Origin of the sequence: Peribacillus muralis, assembly GCF_001645685.2 — a bacterium.
Taxonomy (GTDB): domain Bacteria; phylum Bacillota; class Bacilli; order Bacillales; family DSM-1321; genus Peribacillus; species Peribacillus muralis_A.
This window is the reverse complement of the sequence record NZ_CP017080.1, coordinates 565356-587292: the sequence shown is the minus strand read 5'-3', so window position 1 is coordinate 587292 and position 21937 is coordinate 565356. Positions and strand designations below refer to the sequence as shown.

Annotated in this window: 22 protein-coding genes; 7 read left to right on the top strand and 15 right to left on the bottom strand. The window is 43.0% G+C overall.

Annotated features, from left to right (window positions below; all coding sequences use genetic code 11):
* Positions 1–90: 90 nt before the first annotated feature.
* The 4 genes from rlmD to ABE28_RS02760 all read right to left on the bottom strand — a co-directional run bounded on the left by rlmD (position 91) and on the right by ABE28_RS02760 (position 4465).
* A complete protein-coding gene (gene rlmD / locus ABE28_RS02780; protein ID WP_064464113.1) occupies positions 91–1479 on the bottom strand; it encodes a 23S rRNA (uracil(1939)-C(5))-methyltransferase RlmD in 1389 nt (462 codons plus the stop codon).
* Positions 1476–2360 (bottom strand): DNA-3-methyladenine glycosylase family protein, encoded by an 885-nt coding sequence (locus ABE28_RS02775; protein WP_064464115.1) that lies wholly within the window; start codon positions 2358–2360, stop codon positions 1476–1478. Before ABE28_RS02775 ends, rlmD begins: the two co-directional genes overlap by 4 nt.
* Positions 2361–2483: 123 nt before the next feature.
* Positions 2484–3269 (bottom strand): delta-lactam-biosynthetic de-N-acetylase, encoded by a 786-nt coding sequence (gene pdaA / locus ABE28_RS02770; protein WP_064464117.1) that lies wholly within the window; start codon positions 3267–3269, stop codon positions 2484–2486.
* 1010 nt (positions 3270–4279) lie between these two features.
* Positions 4280–4465 (bottom strand): hypothetical protein, encoded by a 186-nt coding sequence (locus ABE28_RS02760; protein WP_061143622.1) that lies wholly within the window; start codon positions 4463–4465, stop codon positions 4280–4282.
* A 112-nt stretch (positions 4466–4577) separates the two neighbouring features.
* On the opposite strand from ABE28_RS02760, the gene ABE28_RS25400 reads away from it, so the two are divergent.
* Positions 4578–4715, top strand: coding sequence for a hypothetical protein (locus ABE28_RS25400; protein ID WP_167353375.1), 138 nt, complete (start codon positions 4578–4580; stop codon positions 4713–4715).
* Between the two features lie 47 nt (positions 4716–4762).
* On the opposite strand, the gene ABE28_RS02755 is transcribed toward ABE28_RS25400, so the two are convergent.
* Both ABE28_RS02755 and ABE28_RS02750 read right to left on the bottom strand, forming a co-directional pair.
* On the bottom strand, positions 4763–6331 hold the full coding sequence (locus ABE28_RS02755) for a fumarate hydratase (RefSeq protein WP_064464121.1): 1569 nt from the start codon (positions 6329–6331) through the stop codon (positions 4763–4765).
* A gap of 417 nt (positions 6332–6748) precedes the next feature.
* Positions 6749–6937, bottom strand: coding sequence for an SE1561 family protein (locus ABE28_RS02750; protein WP_064464123.1), 189 nt, complete (start codon positions 6935–6937; stop codon positions 6749–6751).
* A gap of 150 nt (positions 6938–7087) precedes the next feature.
* On the opposite strand from ABE28_RS02750, the gene yfkAB reads away from it, so the two are divergent.
* Positions 7088–8215 carry a radical SAM/CxCxxxxC motif protein YfkAB gene (yfkAB, locus tag ABE28_RS02745; protein ID WP_064464125.1) on the top strand — a complete coding sequence of 376 codons (1128 nt, stop codon included), beginning with the start codon at positions 7088–7090 and terminating at the stop codon, positions 8213–8215.
* A gap of 33 nt (positions 8216–8248) precedes the next feature.
* Here yfkAB and ABE28_RS02740 read toward each other — a convergent pair whose 3' ends face one another.
* Together ABE28_RS02740 and cax are read right to left on the bottom strand one after the other, a co-directional pair.
* Positions 8249–9061 (bottom strand): YfkD famly protein, encoded by an 813-nt coding sequence (locus tag ABE28_RS02740; RefSeq protein WP_064464127.1) that lies wholly within the window; start codon positions 9059–9061, stop codon positions 8249–8251.
* Positions 9062–9517: 456 nt separating this feature from the next.
* Complete coding sequence (gene cax / locus ABE28_RS02735) at positions 9518–10576, bottom strand: calcium/proton exchanger (protein WP_061143636.1); 1059 nt, start codon at positions 10574–10576, stop codon at positions 9518–9520.
* Positions 10577–10766: 190 nt separating this feature from the next.
* Between cax and ABE28_RS02730 the strand changes: the two genes are divergently transcribed.
* Both ABE28_RS02730 and ABE28_RS02725 read left to right on the top strand, forming a co-directional pair.
* Positions 10767–11933, top strand: a complete 1167-nt coding sequence (locus ABE28_RS02730) for an MFS transporter (RefSeq protein ID WP_064464129.1) — start codon at positions 10767–10769, stop codon at positions 11931–11933.
* A 334-nt stretch (positions 11934–12267) separates the two neighbouring features.
* The gene (locus ABE28_RS02725) at positions 12268–14190 is read left to right on the top strand and encodes a heavy metal translocating P-type ATPase (RefSeq protein ID WP_064464131.1); all 1923 of its coding nucleotides are present in this window, start codon (positions 12268–12270) and stop codon (positions 14188–14190) included.
* Between the two features lie 224 nt (positions 14191–14414).
* On the opposite strand, the gene ABE28_RS02720 is transcribed toward ABE28_RS02725, so the two are convergent.
* Both ABE28_RS02720 and ABE28_RS02715 read right to left on the bottom strand, forming a co-directional pair.
* Entirely contained in the window at positions 14415–15254 is an 840-nt protein-coding gene (locus tag ABE28_RS02720; RefSeq protein ID WP_064464133.1) for a YihY/virulence factor BrkB family protein, read from the bottom strand.
* 16 nt (positions 15255–15270) lie between these two features.
* Complete coding sequence (locus tag ABE28_RS02715; RefSeq protein WP_064464135.1) at positions 15271–15672, bottom strand: hypothetical protein; 402 nt, start codon at positions 15670–15672, stop codon at positions 15271–15273.
* Positions 15673–15900: 228 nt separating this feature from the next.
* Between ABE28_RS02715 and ABE28_RS02710 the strand changes: the two genes are divergently transcribed.
* The 3 genes from ABE28_RS02710 to mobB all read left to right on the top strand — a co-directional run bounded on the left by ABE28_RS02710 (position 15901) and on the right by mobB (position 18041).
* On the top strand, positions 15901–16125 hold the full coding sequence (locus ABE28_RS02710) for a DUF1128 domain-containing protein (protein ID WP_064464137.1): 225 nt from the start codon (positions 15901–15903) through the stop codon (positions 16123–16125).
* 90 nt (positions 16126–16215) lie between these two features.
* Positions 16216–17481, top strand: a complete 1266-nt coding sequence (locus ABE28_RS02705) for a molybdopterin molybdotransferase MoeA (protein WP_064464139.1) — start codon at positions 16216–16218, stop codon at positions 17479–17481.
* On the top strand, positions 17475–18041 hold the full coding sequence (mobB, locus tag ABE28_RS02700; RefSeq protein WP_064464141.1) for a molybdopterin-guanine dinucleotide biosynthesis protein B: 567 nt from the start codon (positions 17475–17477) through the stop codon (positions 18039–18041). Before ABE28_RS02705 ends, mobB begins: the two co-directional genes overlap by 7 nt.
* Before the next feature lie 204 nt (positions 18042–18245).
* On the opposite strand, the gene map is transcribed toward mobB, so the two are convergent.
* From map to motA, 5 genes are all read right to left on the bottom strand, one after another.
* Positions 18246–18992, bottom strand: coding sequence for a type I methionyl aminopeptidase (map, locus tag ABE28_RS02695; RefSeq protein WP_064464143.1), 747 nt, complete (start codon positions 18990–18992; stop codon positions 18246–18248).
* A gap of 113 nt (positions 18993–19105) precedes the next feature.
* Positions 19106–19621 carry a type 1 glutamine amidotransferase domain-containing protein gene (locus ABE28_RS02690; protein ID WP_064464145.1) on the bottom strand — a complete coding sequence of 172 codons (516 nt, stop codon included), beginning with the start codon at positions 19619–19621 and terminating at the stop codon, positions 19106–19108.
* A 194-nt stretch (positions 19622–19815) separates the two neighbouring features.
* Positions 19816–20091, bottom strand: a complete 276-nt coding sequence (locus ABE28_RS02685; RefSeq protein WP_064464147.1) for a late competence development ComFB family protein — start codon at positions 20089–20091, stop codon at positions 19816–19818.
* Positions 20092–20136: 45 nt separating this feature from the next.
* Positions 20137–20892 carry a flagellar motor protein MotB gene (motB, locus tag ABE28_RS02680; protein WP_064464149.1) on the bottom strand — a complete coding sequence of 252 codons (756 nt, stop codon included), beginning with the start codon at positions 20890–20892 and terminating at the stop codon, positions 20137–20139.
* Positions 20885–21676 (bottom strand): flagellar motor stator protein MotA, encoded by a 792-nt coding sequence (motA, locus tag ABE28_RS02675; RefSeq protein WP_064464151.1) that lies wholly within the window; start codon positions 21674–21676, stop codon positions 20885–20887. Before motA ends, motB begins: the two co-directional genes overlap by 8 nt.
* Positions 21677–21937 lie beyond the last annotated feature (261 nt).

Here is a 21937-nt window from a genome sequence, read left to right as displayed (position 1 = left end):
CGTTCGTAAAAAAAAGCAGATCGCATGGTTTTTCGACTGTTTTTCCTATTCACTCCGGATTAATAAGGAAAAGGCAACTCCCGTATAGGGTTAGTTGCCTTCTTTTAAAATAAGCTGCGAGACACACTCAACATGGCTCGTTTGCGGGAACATGTCCACAGGCTGTATGGATTGCACCTCATAAATTGTGCTCAATTCTTGCAGGTCCTTTGCCAGTGTGGACGGGTTGCAGGAAACGTAGACAATCTTTTTCGGCTTCGCCTTCAAGATTGTTTGCAGCAGCGCTTGATCGCAACCTGTTCTCGGTGGATCGACGACGAGCATGTCCGGTTTCCAGCCCTCTTTGACCCAGCGCGGCAGGATATTTTCTGCTTTTCCGGTTTCGTAGTGCATGTTGCTTCTCTTATGTTTTTTTGCATTTTTCTTGGCGTCTTCAATCGATTCCTTGATGACATCCATTCCACGAACCTCTTTTGCATCTTGGGATAGCCAAAGTCCGATCGTTCCCACGCCGCAATAGGCATCGACAACTTTTTCCGTACCGGTCAAGGCTGCCGCCTTTTTCACTTCATCATACATGCGGACCGTTTGGACAGGATTAAGCTGGAAGAAGGTCCGGGCTGATAGTTCGTATGATAAGTCACCCAATGTTTCGTTGATGACTTTTCCGCCAGCAAGATGAATCGTTTTCTCACCAAAAATAAGCGAGGTGTTTTGGTTGTTGATGTTTTGAACGACAGATTTCACTTCAGGAAGCTGATCACGAATTTGTTTAAGCAGCTGTTCCTTTTGGGGAATTTCTTCCGCTCCTGTTACGAGGACGACCTGCACCTCGCCTGTTTCAAATCCTACTCGTGTGATGATCGTGCGGATTACACCTTTTCTTTTTCTTTCGTTATAAATCGAGATGTTCAAGTTTTTCAGGATCTTTTTCACTGTCCGTGTCACTTTATTGGTTGCCTTATGCTGTACAAGGCAGTTCGGAATATCGATCAATGTATGGGAATTCAATCCGTATAGGCCAGCAATCAATTTCCCATCTTTTAGGCCGACTTGGTACTGACTTTTATTCCGATAGTTCCAAGGGTCTTCCATGCCGATCGTTTCTTTTATATTTAATGAAGAAACCGGAAGTTTCGTATATCGCTCCATCGCTTGAACGACGATATCACGTTTTTCAACAAGCTGCTGATCATAGCTTAAATGCTGTAATTGACAGCCGCCGCATTCTGCGTAAACCGGACAAGGAGCCGCAATTCGATGCGGTGATTCTTTCCGGATGGTTTTAATTTTTGCCTCTGTGAAGTTTTGCTGTACCTTTGTGACCGAGGCTACAATTTCCTCACCTGGCAAGGCTCCTGGGACGAAGACGACTTTCTTTTTGAAATAACCGACTCCCTCTCCATTAATGCCAAGTCTTTTAATGGTCAGTGGAAGGGTTTCGTTCACTTCCAGTTTTGTATCTTGAATGTTTGTCATTTCTTTTCACTCCGTTTTTCAATGCTTCTCCATAGATAGAGGGAAGCGTAGCTTAGATATGGAGCCCAGTTTACACTATAGGTCTCCATTTCTTCTTGTGTCGGCTTTTGCGGTAAGCCGTATAAATTTTTAAGGGCATTTTGAATGCCAATATCAGCTTTAGGAAATAGATTCGGCCTTCCGAGTCCGAAAAGCAGAAAGTTTTCAGCCGTCCATCTGCCGATACCGCGTATTTTTATTAGTGTATCCATAACCTCTTGATCGGATAGCTCTTCCATCGACTCAAGCTGGAGATGACCTTGGGCGATTTGCTCGGAAAGCCCGATGACGTATTCCGCTTTCCGCCCGCTGAACTGAATCGCTCTCAATTGTTCTATCCTCAGTTGGGAGGTCGTCGCCGGCGTGGGATAGAACCAGGCACCATCCATTTGGTAACCAAAATTTTTTACGAACCGTTCCGTGAGCGTATGAGCAAAGGATAAATTTAATTGCTGGTGTATGATGCATTTGACGAGGCAGCTGTAGTAATCAAAATCCAGAACAATCGCCGTTCCGCGATGTTCTTCGAAGATATCACTCAAATCGGATTCCCTGAAATGCCTGGATACACCCTCCAATGGCTGATGCCAATGAAAGACCTTTTTTAACCGGTCAATTGCTTTATACTTGTAAGTTTCTGAATGTCCTTTAATGAAAAAGATAGGTTTTTCGATGCTTCCGATTGCCTGAACCTGCAAAACGACTGGTTCTTTTTCTATATATAGGGGAACTTTTACCGTCCTGTTAGTAATATCAACTACTTGAAGAGGGTCTAACGATAATCGGTCGAGAACTAGATCGAAATTATAAGGTCCTTGAACCTGTAATTTTTCTGTCCACACAACTGATCCATCCTTTTGCAGTTTTCCACGTATTATAGCATGTTTCCTGAAATATTACTTGAATTTAAGGAGAATGGAAAAAAGCGGGACCTGAATGTCTCTTCAGGTACCCGCTTTTCATTTTTAATAAAGCATTCTGTTAGGCAGTTGTTTTTCGATCATTAAATCATCCAGACTGCTGAATGTATATCCTTGCTTTTCAAGATCAGTTAAGATGGAATCCAGTGCTTCCGCATTATCTTTGGAAACTGTATGGAGCAATAAAATGGCGCCCGGATGAATCTGCTTCAGCACTTCATCATGTGCGAATGCCGCTCCCTTCTGCTGGTCAACGATCCAATCTTTATAGGCTAGAGACCAAAAAATGTGGTAATATCCTTCCTTTTTGGCAACCTCCATCGTTCTTTCATTGAATACCCCGCGAGGAGGACGCAAATAATTCATTTCCTTTTGCCCGGTTAATTTCTCCGTCGCTTTTTTAACCCGTATAAGCTCAGTGCGGATGACATCGTCCGTGACACTCGTCATATCAGGGTGGTTCCAGGAATGGTTCCCGACGATATGACCTTCATTCGCCATCCGGACAACCAGCTCAGGTGCCGTTTTCAAATAATGTCCCGTAACGAAAAAAGCCCCAGGAGCGTTATGTTTCTTCAGAACATCCAAAATCTGTGCCGTATAGCCATTTTCGTACCCGTTATCAAACGTCAAATATATATCTTTCTTCGTTGTATCCCCTTTGTAAATCGCTTCATATTCAGGAAGCATTTCATTGAAGTTTTTTCCTGCATCGGCAGGCAACCCATTTTTCCCTTTATTGAAACCCCAGTTGTAGGATTCCGCATAAGCCGGGCTCCCCAAAGAACAAATCAAGCAAACAAAAACAGTTAAAATCGCCTTTTTTTTCATTCGGTATATCCCCCATGTCCTTTTTCTTAGTGTTTGGAACATGAAGATTTATATGCATGCTATCTTACGGTCGATTTTCCCTCCGGGTAAGGACGAATTCTTTTCTGCTTTGGACGAATTATTCAAGTGTAGGACGGATTCTTTCCGGCTTTGGTCGAATTACTCGCAGGTTGGACGGATTCTTTCCGGATTTGGTCGAATTATTCACGCGTTGGACGAATTCTTTCCGGCTTTGGTCGAATTACTCGCAGGTTGGACGGATTCTTTCCGGCTTTGGTCGAATTATTCACGCGTAGGACGAATTACTTCCGGCTTTGGTCGAATTATTCACACGTAGGACGAATTACTTCCGGCTTTGGTCGAATTATTCACGCGTTGGACGAATTCTTTCCGGATTTGGTCGAATTATTCACGCGTTGGACGGATTCTTTCCGGATTTGGACGAATTACTCGCAGGTTGGACGGATTCCTCCCGGCTTTGGTCGAATTATTCACGCGTTGGACGAATTACTTCCGGCTTTGGTCGAATTATTCACACGTAGGACGGATTCCTCCCGGCTTTGGTCGAATTATTCACGCGTTGGACGAATTACTTCCGGCTTTGGTCGAATTATTCACACGTAGGACGGATTCCTCCCAGATTTGGTCGAATTATTCACGCGTAGGACGAATTCCTTCAGGGTTTGGTCGAATTACTCACGCGTTGGACGGATTCTTTCCGGATTTGGTCGAATTATTCACACGTAGGACGGATTCCTTCCGGATTTGGTCGAATTACTCGCAGGTTGGACGGATTCCTCCCAGCTTTGGCCGGTTTATTGCCGCGTAGATGGAATTCTATATAGGTTTGGATGATTTTTTTTACGGTTTGGTTAATATTTTCGCTGAAAGCGCGAATTCCTTCCGCGTTCCACCAGATCATGGGCTTGAAATACGAATTCAGCTGAACTGCGGCCGAATTCAACAAAAAAAGGGCCATTCCTCCAATAAGGATTGGCCCCCCATGTTTTTTATCCCTTAAATAACGCTTGTGCCGCCTTCCAAACAATGGCGATAGCGAAAATGATAACGATTACAATTCCGACTACATCTAGGAATGTTTCAAGACCGGAGAAAATTGTACCAGCTACAGGAAGTTGGATGAAAGCAAAACCGGTTAACATGGCAATAAAGAATAAGAAGTAATTATTCTGCATGAAAATCCCCCCTTTCTTTATTAATGTATGTGCGTCCGTTCCAAAAGATTGTACTTTTCAGAGGCAATTATCGCCTTTTTTTTCATATACATGGACTAAGGGGGCGGATGACATGCTGGAATGGGTAATCACATTGGGCTTCGTTGGTTGTCTAGGCTTAGGTGCAGGGGTGTTTGTGCATTTTGTGAAAAGTGGTTTGGATTTAGAGGATGCATCAAAGGTCGATCCACTGCCAGATATAGAGGAATAAAGTTAAAAAGACGCTCAGCCGAAGGGGCGAGCGTCTTTTACATACACTTATTTAAATACTGGTTCTTTGAATTGTGTTAGCTTCTCCAATGAAGATTGCTGAACATCTTTATGCAGGCTGTTTCCATGCGAATCCATGGTAACTACGGCTGTGAAGCCTTCGACATTCAGATGCCACATCGCTTCTGGAATACCAAATTCGGTGAAGTTCACACCTTCGACGGATTTGATGCAGTCTGCATAATATTGGGCAGCGCCGCCGATTGCGTTAAGATAAACACCACCGTGTTGATTTAGGGCTTCTAGCGTTTTTGGTCCCATTCCACCTTTGCCGATAACGGCACGTATGCCGAAGCGTTTCATGATATCGCCTTGATAAGGCTCTTCACGAATACTTGTTGTCGGTCCTGCAGCCTTCACATGCCATTTACCTTCCTCATCCTTCAGCATGACCGGTCCACAATGATAGATGATTTGACCGTCAAGATCAATTGGTGCAGCGTTTTCAGATAAGTGCTTGTGGATGGCATCCCGGCCGGTATACATCCTGCCGCTAATATGAACTACATCCCCAACTTTCAATTCACGAATTTGTTCTTCCGTTATTGGTGCTTGCAAGGTGATTTCGCGTGGAGCTTCAACGTCTGATTCAACAGCTGCCGCCACCTCCTCCTTAGACGCTTTTTCAGCTTCTAGAGCAAAGTCGATTTTATCTCCTTCTTGGTATAACCACTCATTGATTTCACCTGTTTCAGGATTCACTTTCACTCCTAAACGGCGGAATGCCCAGCAATTGTAGGCAACGGAAACGAAAAAGCTTGCCGGAATACGGTGCATGACACCGATTTTACAGCCAAGCAGCGTGGTTTCGCCGCCAAAGCCCATCGTTCCAATTCCCAACTCATTGGCTGTCTCCATGATGTACTCTTCAAGTTTGCGAAGGTCTTCATTCGGATTGACATCTTCATTACTGCGGAAAAGTTGGGCTTTAGCCAGATCATATCCGGATGAACGGTCTCCCCCGATACCAACCCCGATGAAGCCTGCACTGCAGCCTTGTCCTTGTGCTTGGTAAACGGAGTGCAGCACGCATTTGCGGATTCCATCCAAGTCACGGCCTGCTTTTCCCAATCCTTCTAGTTCCATAGGCAGACTGTACTGGATATTTTTATTTTCACATCCGCCGCCTTTTAAAATAAGGCGGACATCGATGTAGTCTTTTTCCCACTGATCGAATTTCATGACAGGAAGACCTTCCCCAAGGTTATCCCCGCTATTTTCACCCGACAGGGAGTCAACGGCGTTAGGACGGAGCTTTCCGCCTTTCGTCGCTAAAATGATGGCATTTCGTATTGCTTTTTTTATTTCAAGTTGGTTCACGCCAACTGGAGTTTTAATTTTGAAAGTCGGCAGACCTGTATCCTGGCAAATTGGAGATACATTGTCGTCAGCCATTGTAATGTTATTGGTGATGGTGTCCAAGCTCAACGCTGAGCGAGTACCGGCATTTTCACGCTGCTTAGCGCTTTTGACTGCCCGACGAACATCCTTTGGAAGGTTCGTTGAAGTTTCAACGATAAGGCTGTACATACTTTCTTGGAATTTTTGAATATCCAAATTTCTCTTCCCCCTCTTATTTCCCCTATATTAAAAACTTTTCCCTGCTTCTCTGTATGGTGCAACACCCGTTTTATTATACATCTAACATATTCTTTCGAAAACAAGTAATTAATGAAAGGCTCTTTTCAAAAAAATTGTTGATTTAAAACAAAAGGATTTTAGGTTGATTGAAGCGGTTAGTGGTCTCCTGCGAAAGAAGCTTAACAGGTAACAAGCCGTTCAGGCCGAAAAGGCTCCGGGAAATTAACCACACTGCATTACTTCGAAAACGGAAACGAAGTATTTTGGCAGTTAATGACATACTGGAGTGGAAGAACAGAGTTCAATAAAATCATGGAAAAAGGGATGGCATATGTTACTTGCCATCCCTTCATGAATAAAAATATCGAAAACATCATATTATCGAAACAGATATCAATCTTCCTCGCGGGTTTTGAATTGTTCGACTTTTCCTTCCAAATCATCTAACATGCCGATCAAACGGTCTATATCTTCCAATTCCGTATTTTCCGGTTCAATATGATCAAGAACCTCCATAAACATCGTGAGGCGTTCTTTTAGATAAGTTAATTGTTCGTTTTTACCTGTAATGGATTTTCCCATGAGGCACTCTCCTTCCGTTCTCCATATCATCGTATCTAAATCTGATTGAAAGTGCAATGGCAAGCTAAAATGCAGCTCTTCGCCATTTGACAATTTTTGTCCGCATTGTTCATAATGGGTTAGTGCACTATTACGTAAGGAGTTTTAAACATGTCAATAATCAAGCAAGATCTTTTAACACCAATTACACCCAAGCATGATCCTTGGGAAGCATATATGGACGTTGAACAATATGGAAAGATTAATTTGACCAATGTGGAGTTCACCACCACCACCCTTTGCAATATGCGATGCGAGCATTGTGCTGTCGGCTACACCCTGCAGCCAAAAGACCCGGATGCCCTTCCTCTGGAATTGCTGATTCAACGGCTTGATGAAATTCCCTTGCTTCGCTCACTCAGCATAACAGGCGGGGAACCGATGCTATCAAGGAAACAAGTGAAGAATTATGTATTGCCTCTATTGAAATATGCCCGTAGCCGGGGAGTGCGGACACAAATCAATTCCAACTTGACCCTGGATTTGGAACGGTACGAGGAAATCATTCCATATTTGGATGTTCTGCACATTTCCCATAACTGGGGAACGATTGATGAATTCATCGATATCGGCTTTGCCATGATGGATCGTAAACCATCACGGGAACAGCGTAAGAAACTATTTGATAAAATGATTGAAAATTCACGTGCCCTGACAAAAGCTGGTGTGCTGGTTTCGGCAGAAACGATGCTCAATAAACGCACCTTGCCGCACCTTGAGCACATCCACAGACAGATCGTCGATGAAATGGGCTGTCAAAGGCATGAAATACATCCGATGTATCCAAGTGATTTCGCATCGGCCCTTGAGACATTGTCTTTGGACAAAATGCGTAAAGCCATACATCATTTACTTGATATTCGTGATGAAAATGTTTGGATGCTCTTCGGTACATTGCCATTTTATCCTTGTAATGATAACAAGGAGGATATCGAACTTCTACAGCGCCTTTACGGAACGCCTAAAGTGACAGTCCGCAATGACCCCGATGGACGTTCACGCTTGAATATCAATATTTTTACCGGCGAAGTCATCGTGACCGATTTCGGGGATGCGCCAACCTTGGGAAATATTAAAGACCAACCATTGACCGAATCGTATGACACCTGGATGAATTCGAGACTGGCCAATGAATTGAACTGCCACTGCCCGGCAGTCAAATGCCTAGGTCCGAATGTTCTCGTCAAAAACGCCTATTATCCGAAGGAAGACTTCAGGACAAGAAGCTCAAACATATGAGAAGAACTCGCCGTTCAAGGCGAGTTCTTTTCGTTACCTCGGCTGCTGCGATACGGTGAAGCTAAAGGAAACGTGGTCCTGAACAGGTATCCAGGCCCCGATGCCCTGTGAAGTGATGTTCTTGATCGTGATCGTTCTTTTATTGCCTTTCAGGTTCAAGTATACTTCCCCGTATGTGACCTTACCTTTTTCATTTACGGCCGAAGCATAACTGGATAAGTAACCTATCCTGTTCGAAGCCACATTGTATACTTCATCTTTTTTCGTACCCGCTCCGACGATGGTTTCGAAGGCCAATGGCAAATTCGTCTTTTCGGTGGCTTTCAATAGCATCATCTTCTGAACGTCCTCAGCCTTCGGAATTTTGGCCGTCAATCCTCCGATTACTGCCTTCTGGCTTTCCTGGACGTAACGGATCCTATATGGGACTTCTCCGCCGCGATTATCATAATAATTCATATTGATTTTTTGATATTCCCAGTTCGGTGCCGTTTCCGATGACTCATAATTCAATGCCCAATGACCAAGATAAATGGTTGCCCTGTAACCAAAAGCAAGCGGGGCCTTTGCAATTGCCGATTCATTCAGCATATGGATAAGTTCTGGATTTTCAATCTTGATATCAGACGAATCGATCAATTGTTCGGCAAACTTACTGGGCTGGAGCATCGGAAGATCTTGAGTCGAGTTAGGGTACGTGTTTTCCTTTGCAATATTCAATACGGAAGGTGGGATCTTCACCTTAGTCGGAGCTGCCTTATCTCCGGGTTTATCGGCTGCAAAGCTTACATTCACCTGAATGAAAGCAAGTAGCGCAATCATCGTACAAAGAATTATTCCTCTCATGCTGTCGCACTCCTTTTCAAGGGTTCAATCATTTTGTTTATAGATTTTGTTTTTAGGCAGCATTCTATACATTTCAATCAAATGTCGGTTTTGTAATGAATTTGTAAAGTTCAGAATATTTACTTTTCTTTTGGAATCTGTTATACTTCATTTACATTATAAAAAGGAGGCGAAATCGTTCATACCTATTACACACTCAGGGGGTATGCTTATCGAGCAATCCAGACACCTTTTAAAGGATAACAGAAAACGAAATCGCCAATACTTAAATCTGATGTAAAAGGATGGTGTAACACTCTAGAATATTTCTCAACTTTCACAAAGCATGATGAAAAATTTTGGATTAACTTATGAATGGTAATTTACTAATATAGAAATGACTCTGCTAAATCCAACCTGAGCAGAGTCATTTTTATTTGTAAAAAAATGACCTTCCGCAATGGAAGGCCTGTATTCCTATAACAAATAAAATCCAATGCCCATAATGAAATAAGCAGCCAATAGCGTTAGTCCCTCAAACCAGTTCGTTTCCCCATCATTCGATATCATGATCATCAAAAAGACGGCCGTAACCATTGAAATGAGCTCTGGCCATGTAAAAACAAGCGGCATATGCGTCGGATACATTAACGAAATCAGCACGAGTACGGGAGCTACGAACATCGCGACTTGAAGCGTGGAACCGACCGCAATCTCCACAGCGACATCCATTTTATTTTTATACGCCATAATAACGGCTGATGCATGCTCAGCTGCGTTACCTACAATCGCAACGATAATGACACCGATGAATAATTCCGTCCACCCGAAGGTTTCCCCCACTTCGCTAAACGTATGGACAAGTTTCTCCGATACATAAGCAACAGCCAAAGTAGCAAGGGCAAGAACGATAATCGCCTTCTTCTTGCTCCACTCCGGGACTTCATCTTCATGCTCCTCTTTTTTCTCATTATGCTGATAGACACCGCGATGAGTGACCAATTTAAAGAATAATGCAGCAAGGTATAATAAAATCAAAATGATCGAAATTCCGACACTTAACGACATGGTGCTTGTTTCACTCATGTTTTGTGTGAATACTTCCGGGATCACGAAAGCCACAATAACAGCAAAAATCAGCAACCCCGCATTATGTCTCGCATCGAAAACGTTGAATTTCTGCCGTTTGTATTTCGTACCCCCGATAAAGAAGGATAATCCTGCCACCAACAACAGGTTTCCTAAAACCGAACCCGTCAAGGAAGCCAGTACGACCCCCACAAGTCCCGCCTTTAAAGAAAAGATGGAGATGATCAATTCAACTGCATTGCCAAAGGTAGCATTCAATAGACCGCCTATCCTCGGCCCCATGACAATCGCTAAACTTTCCGTCGCCCTGCCCATGAATCCTGCAAGCGCAATGATCGTCAAGCAATAGACGATGAACATGATTACGCTCGGCCAATGCAGCAAAGAACCAATGACCGATAAAGGGACACCCAGTACAACAAGTCCCAAAAATATTTTATTCACGATACTTCTCCTCACAATCTTATATGTACTTTTTTATATAACAAAAACTATCATACATAATCTTGGGCATTGCCAAAGGAAAATTTTATCACAGCACTCCTTCTTGTCAATATTTACCCAAAATTCTATTGCTTAACCCTGTTCGTAAGATGTAACATCAACATGGTACACATTTTATAGGAGACAAGAATTTATGAATCAGAAACTGCTACTATTTGTTTTAATCTTAATTGTCGGGATATCCGGTTTTTCCCAAGGGATGCTTTTGCCGATCATTGCCATCATTTTTGAAAGTGACGGAGTCGGCTCTTCCTTAAATGGGTTTCATGCTGCATCGCTTTATATTGGGATCCTATTGATTTCTCCTTTTATGGAAGCACCCCTCCGTAAATACGGATATAAACCATTGATTTTATTTGGCGGAATCACCGTCATCCTTTCTTTGGCCCTATTTCCTGTCTGGAAATCATTCTGGTTGTGGTTCCTGCTGCGTTTCTTCATTGGGGTCGGCGATCACACACTTCACTTTGCCACCCAGACTTGGATCACGGCTATTTCACCCATAGCGAAGCGAGGAAGGAATCTTGCCATTTACGGCCTTTTCTTCAGTCTTGGCTTCACGGTTGGTCCGCTAATGACGAAGCTGCTCGAAATCAATCAATCATTACCTTTCATCATCACATCCATAATCAGCCTGCTCACTTGGTTAACCGTATTCCTGATTAGAAATGAGCTTCCTGAACGTGATGATTCGGCAAACACATCTTTACTTGGCACATTCAAAAGGTTCACGAAAGTCAGCCGCATCGCCTGGATCGCTTTTTTATTGCCCTTCATCTTTGGTGTGCTCGAAGCTTCATTGAACAGCAACTTTCCAGTATTCGCATTGCGATCGGGAATCGATTTAACCGCCGTTTCGATTATCATTCCTGCTTTTTCAGGAGGTGCGCTGCTAACGCAGATTCCACTCGGAATGCTCAGTGACCGTTATGGAAGGCGAAGGACATTGCTGTTCATCGTTTTTTCAGGGTTTTCCATATTCACTTTGGCAGGGATTTACTCCCATTCCGTAATCGGCCTTTTCTTCTGCTTTATGCTTGGCGGAATGATGGTGGGTTCGACTTTTTCACTGGGTATCAGTTACATGGCAGATTTATTGCCTCGAAATCTTTTGCCTGCTGGTAATTTGTTATGCAGTATCTTTTATAGTCTAGGCAGCATCGGCGGTCCATTCTTTGGCGGCCTTGTCATAGAGCATATACAGGGTGGGAATTTTTTTTATATGATCAGCATCATGCTTTTCCTGGTCTTCATTGCATTAGTTCTTTTCAAGGAAAAAATGCCTGCTGCAAGTAAATAGTTTAGTTTTATTATCTGGACTACTTGATTAATTATTCAATTGAAAAGCCTTTTATTAATCACATTTTCCCTTAGAAATAACTGCAGTTTATATTTTTTACTAGATTAGAATCATTCTTCTTTATTTCCGAATAGGATATGTGGTAATATAGTATTATCAAAAAACAAACCATATCAACAGCCCATTAAAACGTTGCTGTCATCGCAATTCCGATGACAGCTTTCATATTTTACGGAGAAAAATGACGTTGATTATCTTTCTCAATTAGATAGTGGGTTAATGATAATCTATATCAATTACACAAAAATGAAGAAGAATGTGGGAGGGAAATCTTATGATTACAGAAACGAAACAATTAACCCAACCGGCGGCTGCATGCAAAACCACTTGGTTGGAAAAGGCAAAACCACATATTGAACTTATCGCTGCATTATTCAGCGGTATATTAATACCTGTGGGCTGGGTCCTTTCAAAGAATGGCATGGATTCCACCTCCATCGTCATTTACTTGGCCTCTTTCCTGATTGGTGGTTATGCCAAAGCAAAGGAAGGCATCGAAGATACGATTGCCGAACGCGAATTGAATGTTGAAATGCTGATGATCCTCGCAGCCATCGGCTCTGCAATTATTGGTTATTGGACCGAAGGCGCGATATTAATATTCATCTTTGCTTTAAGCGGCGCACTTGAAACGTACACGATGAATAAAAGCCATAAAGAAATATCTGCGCTTATGGATTTGCAGCCGGAAGAAGCACTTCGCATCACCAACGGATATGAAGAAACCGTATCCGTTTCCCAGCTCCATATTGGGGATTCGATCTTGGTGAAGCCAGGAGAGCGAGTGCCTTCTGATGGAAAAATTATCGACGGGCGTACAAATATCGATGAAGCTGCCATCACTGGTGAATCGATCCCGGTCAGTAAATCATTGGATGATGAAGTATTTGCCGGGACGGTAAATCTACGTGGCACGATTACCGTGGAAATCACCAAGCCAGCAAGTGAAACTTTATTTCAAAAGATCATTACCCTCGTACAGTCCGCCCAGAGCGAAAAGTCCCCTTCACAGCTGTTCATTGAACGGTTTGAAGGTACTTATGTAAAGGTCGTGCTGACTGTGGTCGGGTTGATGATGTTCCTGCCCCACTTCTTATTGGCTTGGAGCTGGACGGAAACATTTTACAGGGCGATGATACTGCTCGTTGTCGCTTCGCCTTGTGCCCTTGTGGCTTCCATCATGCCAGCTACCTTATCCGCCATTTCAAACGGTGCACGACATGGCATATTATTTAAAGGAGGCATCCATCTGGAGAATTTGGGCAACCTCCAGGCTATCGCTTTAGACAAAACCGGTACATTGACAAAAGGAAAGCCAGAAGTAACCGATGTTATCATTCGAGAAGGATTATCTGAAGAGGATTTCTTATTCCATATTGCATCCGTCGAAAACTATTCGAACCACCCTCTGGCAACATCAATTGTACGTTATGCCAAAACGAAATTGGCCACTGACATCGTTAAACCAGATAATATGGAAGATATTTCAGGAAACGGTGTTCAAGCTTATATCAACGGAGTGCTTTGGAAAGTCGGGAAAGCTGATTTCGTCGGTCGCAATGAAGCAGAACAATTCAACGATGGGGTTGCCTTAACATTGGCGGAACAAGGTAAGACGGTCGTTTATGCAAAAGACAATAAAGGAATTGCCGGTATACTCACCTTGAAAGATGTCGTGCGTACAGAAACGATTGCCGCCATCGAAGCTTTAAAGAATGAAGGCATCCATACCGTGATGCTGACAGGTGACGGTGAAAAAACGGCTAAAGCCATAGCTGTGGAGAGCCATATTGATGCATATATTGCGGAATGCCTGCCTGAAACGAAAGTTCATGAAGTGAAAAGGCTGAAAGAGCATTTCGGCACTGTAGCAATGGTTGGGGATGGGATTAATGATGCACCTGCACTTGCAACGGCTTCTGTCGGGATCGCAATGGGCGAAGGAACGGACGTTGCCCTGGAGACAGCCGATGTGGTCCTGATGAAGAATGACCTGCCCCGTATTGCTGAGGCCGTCAGGCTATCCAAAAAAATGAATCGTATCATCAAACAAAACGTCATTTTTTCGATTTCAATCATCATGATTCTCATCGCATCCAACTTCCTTCAATTCCTGGACCTTCCTTATGGGGTCATTGGCCACGAAGGTAGCACGATCTTAGTTATCCTGAATAGCTTAAGGCTATTGAGGAACTAAATGCAAAAAGGAGCCAAAGGCTCCTTTTTTATATTGGGCTCGTTAATGATACCCGTTCTTACCGTTTGCAGAACCAGACGTTTTATGGTTCGAACCTTTTTTCCCTTTTTGCTTGGTGCTGCCATCCTTTTTGTTCATGAAAAAACTCCTCCTCTACAAAAGTTGTCATTTCTTGAATAGTATCTACAGCAGGATGGATCGACATTACGGGAAGTCAAGGAAGTTCATTCACAATTTGGATTTTTCTTTTCGCTTAGGAGGGCATTTATTTCCCCGCCCAGGATGATGATGAGTCCTGATAAATAAAACCAGACCATTAGAACGATTATTCCACCAAGACTTCCATATGTCGCGGAATAATTACCGAACTTATCGACATAAAAAGAAAACAAAAAGGAAACGAGGCTCCAGCCTGCCGTTGCAAAGATAGCACCAGGGAGTATGGTCAGGCATTTCAACCTTTTATTCGGTGCAATCCAGTATAGGATTGTGAACACGATTAGGAATACAATCGTGCTGACCACCCAACGCAGCTGGTTCCAAATTGTTAGAAATTCATCGGATTGTCCGATTTCAGAAAACAGGAATACCCCGATCTGCTTACCGAATACCGGAAGCAGCAATACGACAACAAAAACAAAAATCATCGCTAAAGTGAGCAAAATCGACATTACCCGGGAAATAAAGAAAGTTCGACTTTCTTTTACACCATACGCATGATTGAACGCTTTTATGATTGCATTCATCCCATTTGAAGCTGACCATATCGTGCCGATGATACCAAACGACAATAATGTACCGTTCGCTTCCATCACTTCGGAAAGATTGTTTTCAATGATTTTCATTGAATCGTCAGGTGCATAGGAACGGACCGTATTTAATATATCTTCTTGGGAAAATGGCAGATAGGCCAATAAAGTGAACAAAAAAATTAATAACGGAAACAAGGAAAGCAGGAAGAAATACGACAGCTGAGCAGCTAATCCCGTCACTTCATCCACCTTTAACCGTCTTATGAAAGCCTTGAAGAATGAGCCTTTCAGCCATTCCTTTCTACTGGCCATATCTCCACCCCATTTTTTAATTTAAGGAAATCCGATCTTCTGGATGATCATTTGAAGACGACTCATCATCGTTCTCTGCAGTAAAGACTTCCTTCGTCTCCATCACCACTTGGGCAACCTGCGCTGGAATATCCTTCATTTCCTCCACTTTTTGGGAAATGAAAGATACATCATCGGAAATTCTTTGAACCGTTGAGCGGACCTTCGTTGAAGTTTCACGCACTTGTGAAAGAACCTGATTCGGATTCTTTACGAATCCCCTCATACTACCGATGCAACTTTTACCGTTATCCAATACAGACATACGCGTAGTTTTATCAAAAAGGCTCACTACTGCTCCTGCAACCGCCCCAATGATGACCGCTTGCATAAATTTACTTTTCTTGGCACTTCTATATTCTTCTCGAATGTTGCTCATATATTCTCCTCCTCGTCATATATTGATTGATGGATATTGGTATCTTTCTCCATTATACAATGTTTACACAAGATTTTTCCTATCTTTTCCCAAACCTACTCACTTTAAAACGCGGAGACTTAAGTGAATTATGTTTCATGCTTGTTTTCAACTCCAATATCCATTGACTTCTAATGGCAATCATGCAAAGATGAAAATAATTTAGGAACGCTTGAGAGGATGAGGGAAATGGATTTAACTCAAAACACGGCCGAAAGCGTCGAGTTTATGGTGGAAGCAATTAAAGATAAATTAAAAGTGATGAACTTCGGCGCAATCAAATCAACTCATTTTGATATTGATATGTACGAAGAACTGCATGACATTTACCGAATGGTCATGAAGAAAACGAATTTCAGTGTCCGTGAAATGGAAGCGATCGCTGAAGAACTTGGCAAACTGCGCAATAAGTGAACGAGCAAATCCTCCCGGATCGGTGAGGATTTTTTTTTTTGTGGATTTCTGCTACATTTGATATATGTAAAAGAGACAGGAGTGGAAAGCATGGTGGAAAGTAGGAAGCCGATCAGTATTGCACAAGCAGTTAATAAAGTGATGGAATATAAATTAGCGGGACAAGTGGAATGGGTCTCATTGGAAGAAAGCCAGCATCGTTTTTTGGCACAAGATATTACTGCTACACATGATGTTCCTCATTTTAACCGCTCGCCGTATGATGGATTCGCTCTCAGGTCAAAGGATACCATCGAAGCTTCCGTACATGGCCCTCTCAAGTTTGAGGTGGTGGAAGAGTTGGCTGCAGGGATGGTATCGACCGTTCCCGTTCAACAAAACCAGGCGGTAAGGATCATGACCGGGGCACAGATGCCAGCTGGATGCGATGCCGTGATCATGCTCGAGCTTACTAAGGAATTGGACATCGACGGAAGGAAATACATATCATTTAAACGCTCCCTCAAAGAAGGGGAAAATGTGTCCTTCCAAGGGGAGGATGCACGACTTGGGGATATCCTCGTAAAAAAAGGGGCATATATCAATCCGGGAATCATTGGTTTACTTGCAACTTTCGGTTATGCAGAAGTCCCCGTGGCCGTGAAGCCTGTCATTGGATTATTCGCTACAGGTTCGGAACTTCTCGATGCTAATGAACCTTTGCAGCCAGGGAAAATCCGAAATAGCAACTCGCCTGCCATCTCCGCCCAAATTCGCAGGGCTGGAGGAGAAGTCCGTTACTATGGAAAGCTTAAGGATGAGTTTGAAACGACCTACACTGCCATCTCAAAGGCCTTGGAGGAAGTTGATTTGCTCATCACGACTGGCGGCGTATCCGTCGGTGACTTTGACCTCCTTCCTGATGTTTATCAAAAACTTGGAGCGGATGTGTTATTCAACAAGGTGGCCATGCGCCCCGGAAGCGTTACGACTGTAGCCGTTTATCAAAATAAATTTTTATTTGGCTTATCGGGTAATCCATCTGCCTGTTATGTTGGTTTTGAACTTTTTGCGAGACCGATCATCCGGACGATGCTTTTTTCCGAACAGCCGCATTTACGCAAAGAAACAGCTCAACTGGCAAAGGATGTCTTAAAGCCCAACCCATTCACACGTTTGCTTAGAACACAATTATATTACGAATCAAGCCAGTTGAAGGTAACTCCAAGCGGTGTGGATAAATCCAATATTACAACAAGCCTGGCTGGTGCCAATTCACTGACCGTCCTACCTGGGGGGACACGTAATTTCCGCTCGGGAGACACTGTGGATATCCTGTTGCTTGAAGACCAGCAAGGAAGTAAGTGCCCGTGGTGAAGCCCTTTGTTTTTCAAGTTGCCGGCTACCAGAATAGAGGCAAGACGACATTCATTAAAAAGCTTATGGAGAATCTTCGCGAATTGAACGTAGACGTGGCTGTACTGAAGCATCATGGTCACGGAGGAAAACCAGATATCGCCAAATTGAAGGATTCACATAATCACTTCCATGCCGGTGCGGTAGCTTCACTTGTTGAAGGCGACGGTACTATGGAATTACTTGGCAACTTCAGCGCTGGCGCTTCAATTACTGAGCTGATTCACTTATTGGAGTTATTTCATCCAGATGTGATTTTAATTGAAGGGTATAAGCAAGAGGACTTTCCTAAAGTCATTTTAATCAAAGAAGAAAGCGACCTGCTTTTACTGGAAGGGCTTGTGAATGTCAAAGCGGCTGTTGCTTGGCCGAAATGTCTCGAACGAACCAGGAAACAGGCTTCCGTCCCCGTCTTCCCTTTGGATTCAAATCAATTCTTTGATTGGTTTTTAGAACAAATTTTAGGCTGGCACAATGCTCGTTCAATTGCTATAAATAAAATTGTAGAAGAAGACCAATGAAACATTCATTCCGAAAATATCGCTGTCTTCTGATTATGCTAACATTTTTATAAATCGAAACGCGAACAGGTGCGGATAAACTCTTTGATCATTGAGTATATCCACAGCCTGCCATTCGTTTTTATATCGCTCGTAAATTAAAAAGGTTTCGGAATGAGACCATTCCGAAACCTTTCTACGGCAGCATGATGCAGCGGCCAATCTTCATTGCTCCGTAAGGATAAGCGGACCGTTTTTTGTGATGGCGATTGTGTGCTCATATTGGGCCGAGTATTTCCCGTCTGCAGTGGAAGCCGTCCATCCATTCGCATCCCGGCTGACCTTATATGTACCTACGTTGACCATCGGCTCGATCGTGAATACCATGCCTTCCTTAAGGCGCGGACCTTTATTCGGAAGCCCATAATGCGGAACCTGAGGCTCTTCATGAATGACATTTCCTATCCCATGTCCGATGAAATCACGAACGACCGAAAAGCCCTCCGCCTCGACATATGATTGGATGGCATGACCAATATCACCTATCCGATTGCCTACCACACTAACTTCGATGGCCTTATACAAAGATTCCTTCGTCACTTGCACTAAATGTTCCGTTTCCTTCGAAACCTTTCCGACCGTATACGTCCAGGCCGAGTCGGCAAGGGCTCCATTATGATTGACGACCATATCAATCGTTACGATATCTCCATTTTTCAAAGGTGTTTTACGAGGGAATCCATGGCAGATTTCTTCATTTATGCTTGCACATGTCGCATATTCATACCCTTTGTATCCTTTTTGTTCAGGCTTCGCTCCATGTTTTTTTAGAAACCCCTCGACAAATTCCTCTATTTCCCACGTGGTCACACCAGGAGCGATCATTTTAGCGATTTCCCTATGACAAGCGGCCAAAATTTTACCTGATTCATGCATCGCTTGAATTTCACGTGCTGACTTTAATACGATCAATCGTGACACTTCCTTTTTTATTCGTCTCTCCTTTTATTTTACTGCAAAGATGGAAGTATATGAATCCTTTAAAGATTATTCCATAAAAAAACCCGGCAGCTGCCGGATTTTTATCATTTTAATAAGTTCAGCGATTCCCGGTTAAAAGCAGGAAGATCTTCAGGTGTTCTGCTTGTCACAAGCTGGTTGCCGCAAACCACAACCTCCTTGTCCAAATAGGTGGCACCTGCATACTCCATATCGACTTTAATCGAGGTATAGCCTGTTGCGTGGCGCCCTTCAAGTGCCTTAGCCGTAATCAGCAGCTGCGGTCCGTGACAAATTGCAAAGACGGGTTTTCTATCATTCATGAACGCCTTCGCAAATGTTACAAAGCGTTCGTCTGCACGCAGCTGGTCAGGCGAGAAACCGCCAGGAATGAACAATGCATCAAAATCCTCCGGTTTAACCGAATCTATGCTTTCATCAATCTTGACTTCAACTTCACCTTGTTTTCCTTTAACCGTTTTCCCTTTTTCCATTTCGATTGTCGTTACCGTATGGCCAGCTTCCTCAAAAGCCCTGGCCGGTTCACTATATTCCGAATCCTCAAACATATTCGTCACTACACATGCAATTTTTTTACTCATATAAAATTCATCTCCTCATTTTGATCGAATGAACCTACTTTAGTACACTATTTATCTTCCCTCCTATACCATAAATAAAACACATAAATTATTATGTTCCTAAAATCATCGCTACATCATCCACTGATCGCTTCATTAATCAGGCAAAATCCAAAAAGATAAGGCAGCTTATACCTTATCTTCCCTTTTGTTAGTCAATGTTTCGGATATTGGCCCACAACGTGTATGGCATTGATGATCCTCTTATTGATCCATTTCCGATTTTCTTCCGTATTCAGATTTTCAAATATCCGCATACGTCCTTCTTCTGTGGTTACATAGTAGTTTGGCATGTTATTCAATGATAATGTGATGATGTCATTTTTACATTTCCTGCATGAACAAAAGGTTTGGTATTCCATGCCTGACATTAAAACCTGAACCCATGTGACAACGATTTCTTCCATCACATTTATATATTCTCTATCCATTTATGCTCCTTCAAAAAGTAAAACCCGTCCATTCCAGACAGGTTTTCACTCATTTATTGCTGTCCGCGGAACAATCAGGATTTCAACTCTCCGATTTTTCGCTCTTCCTTTTTTCGTTTCGTTAGAAGCCACTGGCTTGAATTCCCCATGTCCCTTAGCACTGAACATCTCAGGGTCCAAATTTTTATTTTCGAGAAGAAGCTTCATGAAATTGACGGAACGCATCACACTCAGATCCCAATTGGATTCATATTGGTAATTCTTGATCGGGATATTGTCGGTATGCCCGCTTACAATAATGTTTCGGGGTAAGTCCATGACCAATAAAGTGGATATTTCCTTAGCGATTTTCCGATTTGCTCTTCTAACCTCAGCAACACCCGATTCAAACAGAACATTTTCCCTTATCGAAATCAACATGCCTTCATCCGTAAGGCTCGTATCCAATTTATCCGTTAAATCATTCTTTTCGATATACGCATCCACACGCCTCTTCACTTCTGTAAGCTCTTCCTGCTCATTTTTTCCTAATTTCTCAAGATCCTCAGCCCCTGCTTTTTGCTCTGGCGATGTCGGCTCATTGCTCGGTGAATCACTCGGGAATTCCATAAACCCCGATCCGCTCGTAAACACCTGGTTAAAGACATTGGACAATTGCTGGAACTTTACTGCATCCACCGAACTAGAAGCGAATAAAACGATAAAAAGAGCTAGAAGCAATGTTAAGATATCTGCATACGGAACCAACCAGGACTCATCGATATGCTCTTCATGCCTATGTTTCTTTTTCCGCCTAGCCATCCTCTCTCACATCGCCTTCCAGCCATTTTTTCCGATCGCCAGCAGGTAAATATGATGTCAATTTCTGTTCAATCGTCCTTGGCGCTTCTCCTTCGATGATTGACAGAATCCCCTCTATCATCATTTCCTTGATCCGGACCTCCTGCTGCGATTTCCGCTTCAGCTTATTGGCAAAGGGGTGCCATAACACATACCCCGTGTAAATCCCCATCAAGGTTGCAACGAACGCGGCAGATATTGCATGTCCCAATGCCTCCGTGTCAGCCATATTCCCTAACGCAGCAATCAATCCGATTACTGCACCCAACACTCCGAGTGTCGGTGCATAGGTTCCCGCTTGACTGAAAATCGCTGCCCCGCTTAAATGACGTTCTTCCATCGCATCGATTTCCTCAGCCAAAATATCCCGAATGTAATCGGCACTCTGACCTTCAACAGCAAGATTCAAGCCATTTTTTAAAAAGGTATTATCCACTTGATCCGAAATGCTTTCCAAGGCCAATAAGCCTTCCTTCCTGGCAATGACCGCCCATTCCGAAAAAGTTTTGATTAATTCCTCCGGCTTTGTCAATTTTTGCTGCAGGAATAAAACCTTGAATATTTTTGGTAGCCTTTTTAATTCCGACAAAGGAAAAGCCGTTACGACTGCGGCAATCGTCCCTACAATAATGATCAAAATGGCAGCCGGATTAATTAACGCCGTTACACTTACTCCCTTCAACACCATCCCGACCAAGATGGCCACAATACCCAGAACTACACCCAAAATTGAAGTTATATCCATAATATTCACCCATTCATTTATAGTCTCGTTTTCTTTTTATATCGGATGATATTTGAAAAAAATGAGGATTATTTTACTATTCCGCTTTAAATTACCTCAAATGCCACAAAATCGACCTACTTTTCTCCTTGCTAATGCGGATTATATTGCATATATCCACCGTTACGAGCACAAATGAAAATTATTCCATACGACTGGAGCTTCATATGTCGAAATCCGGCTGTTATTCGTACGTCTTAGCGCTTTCTCATGAATTCCCCC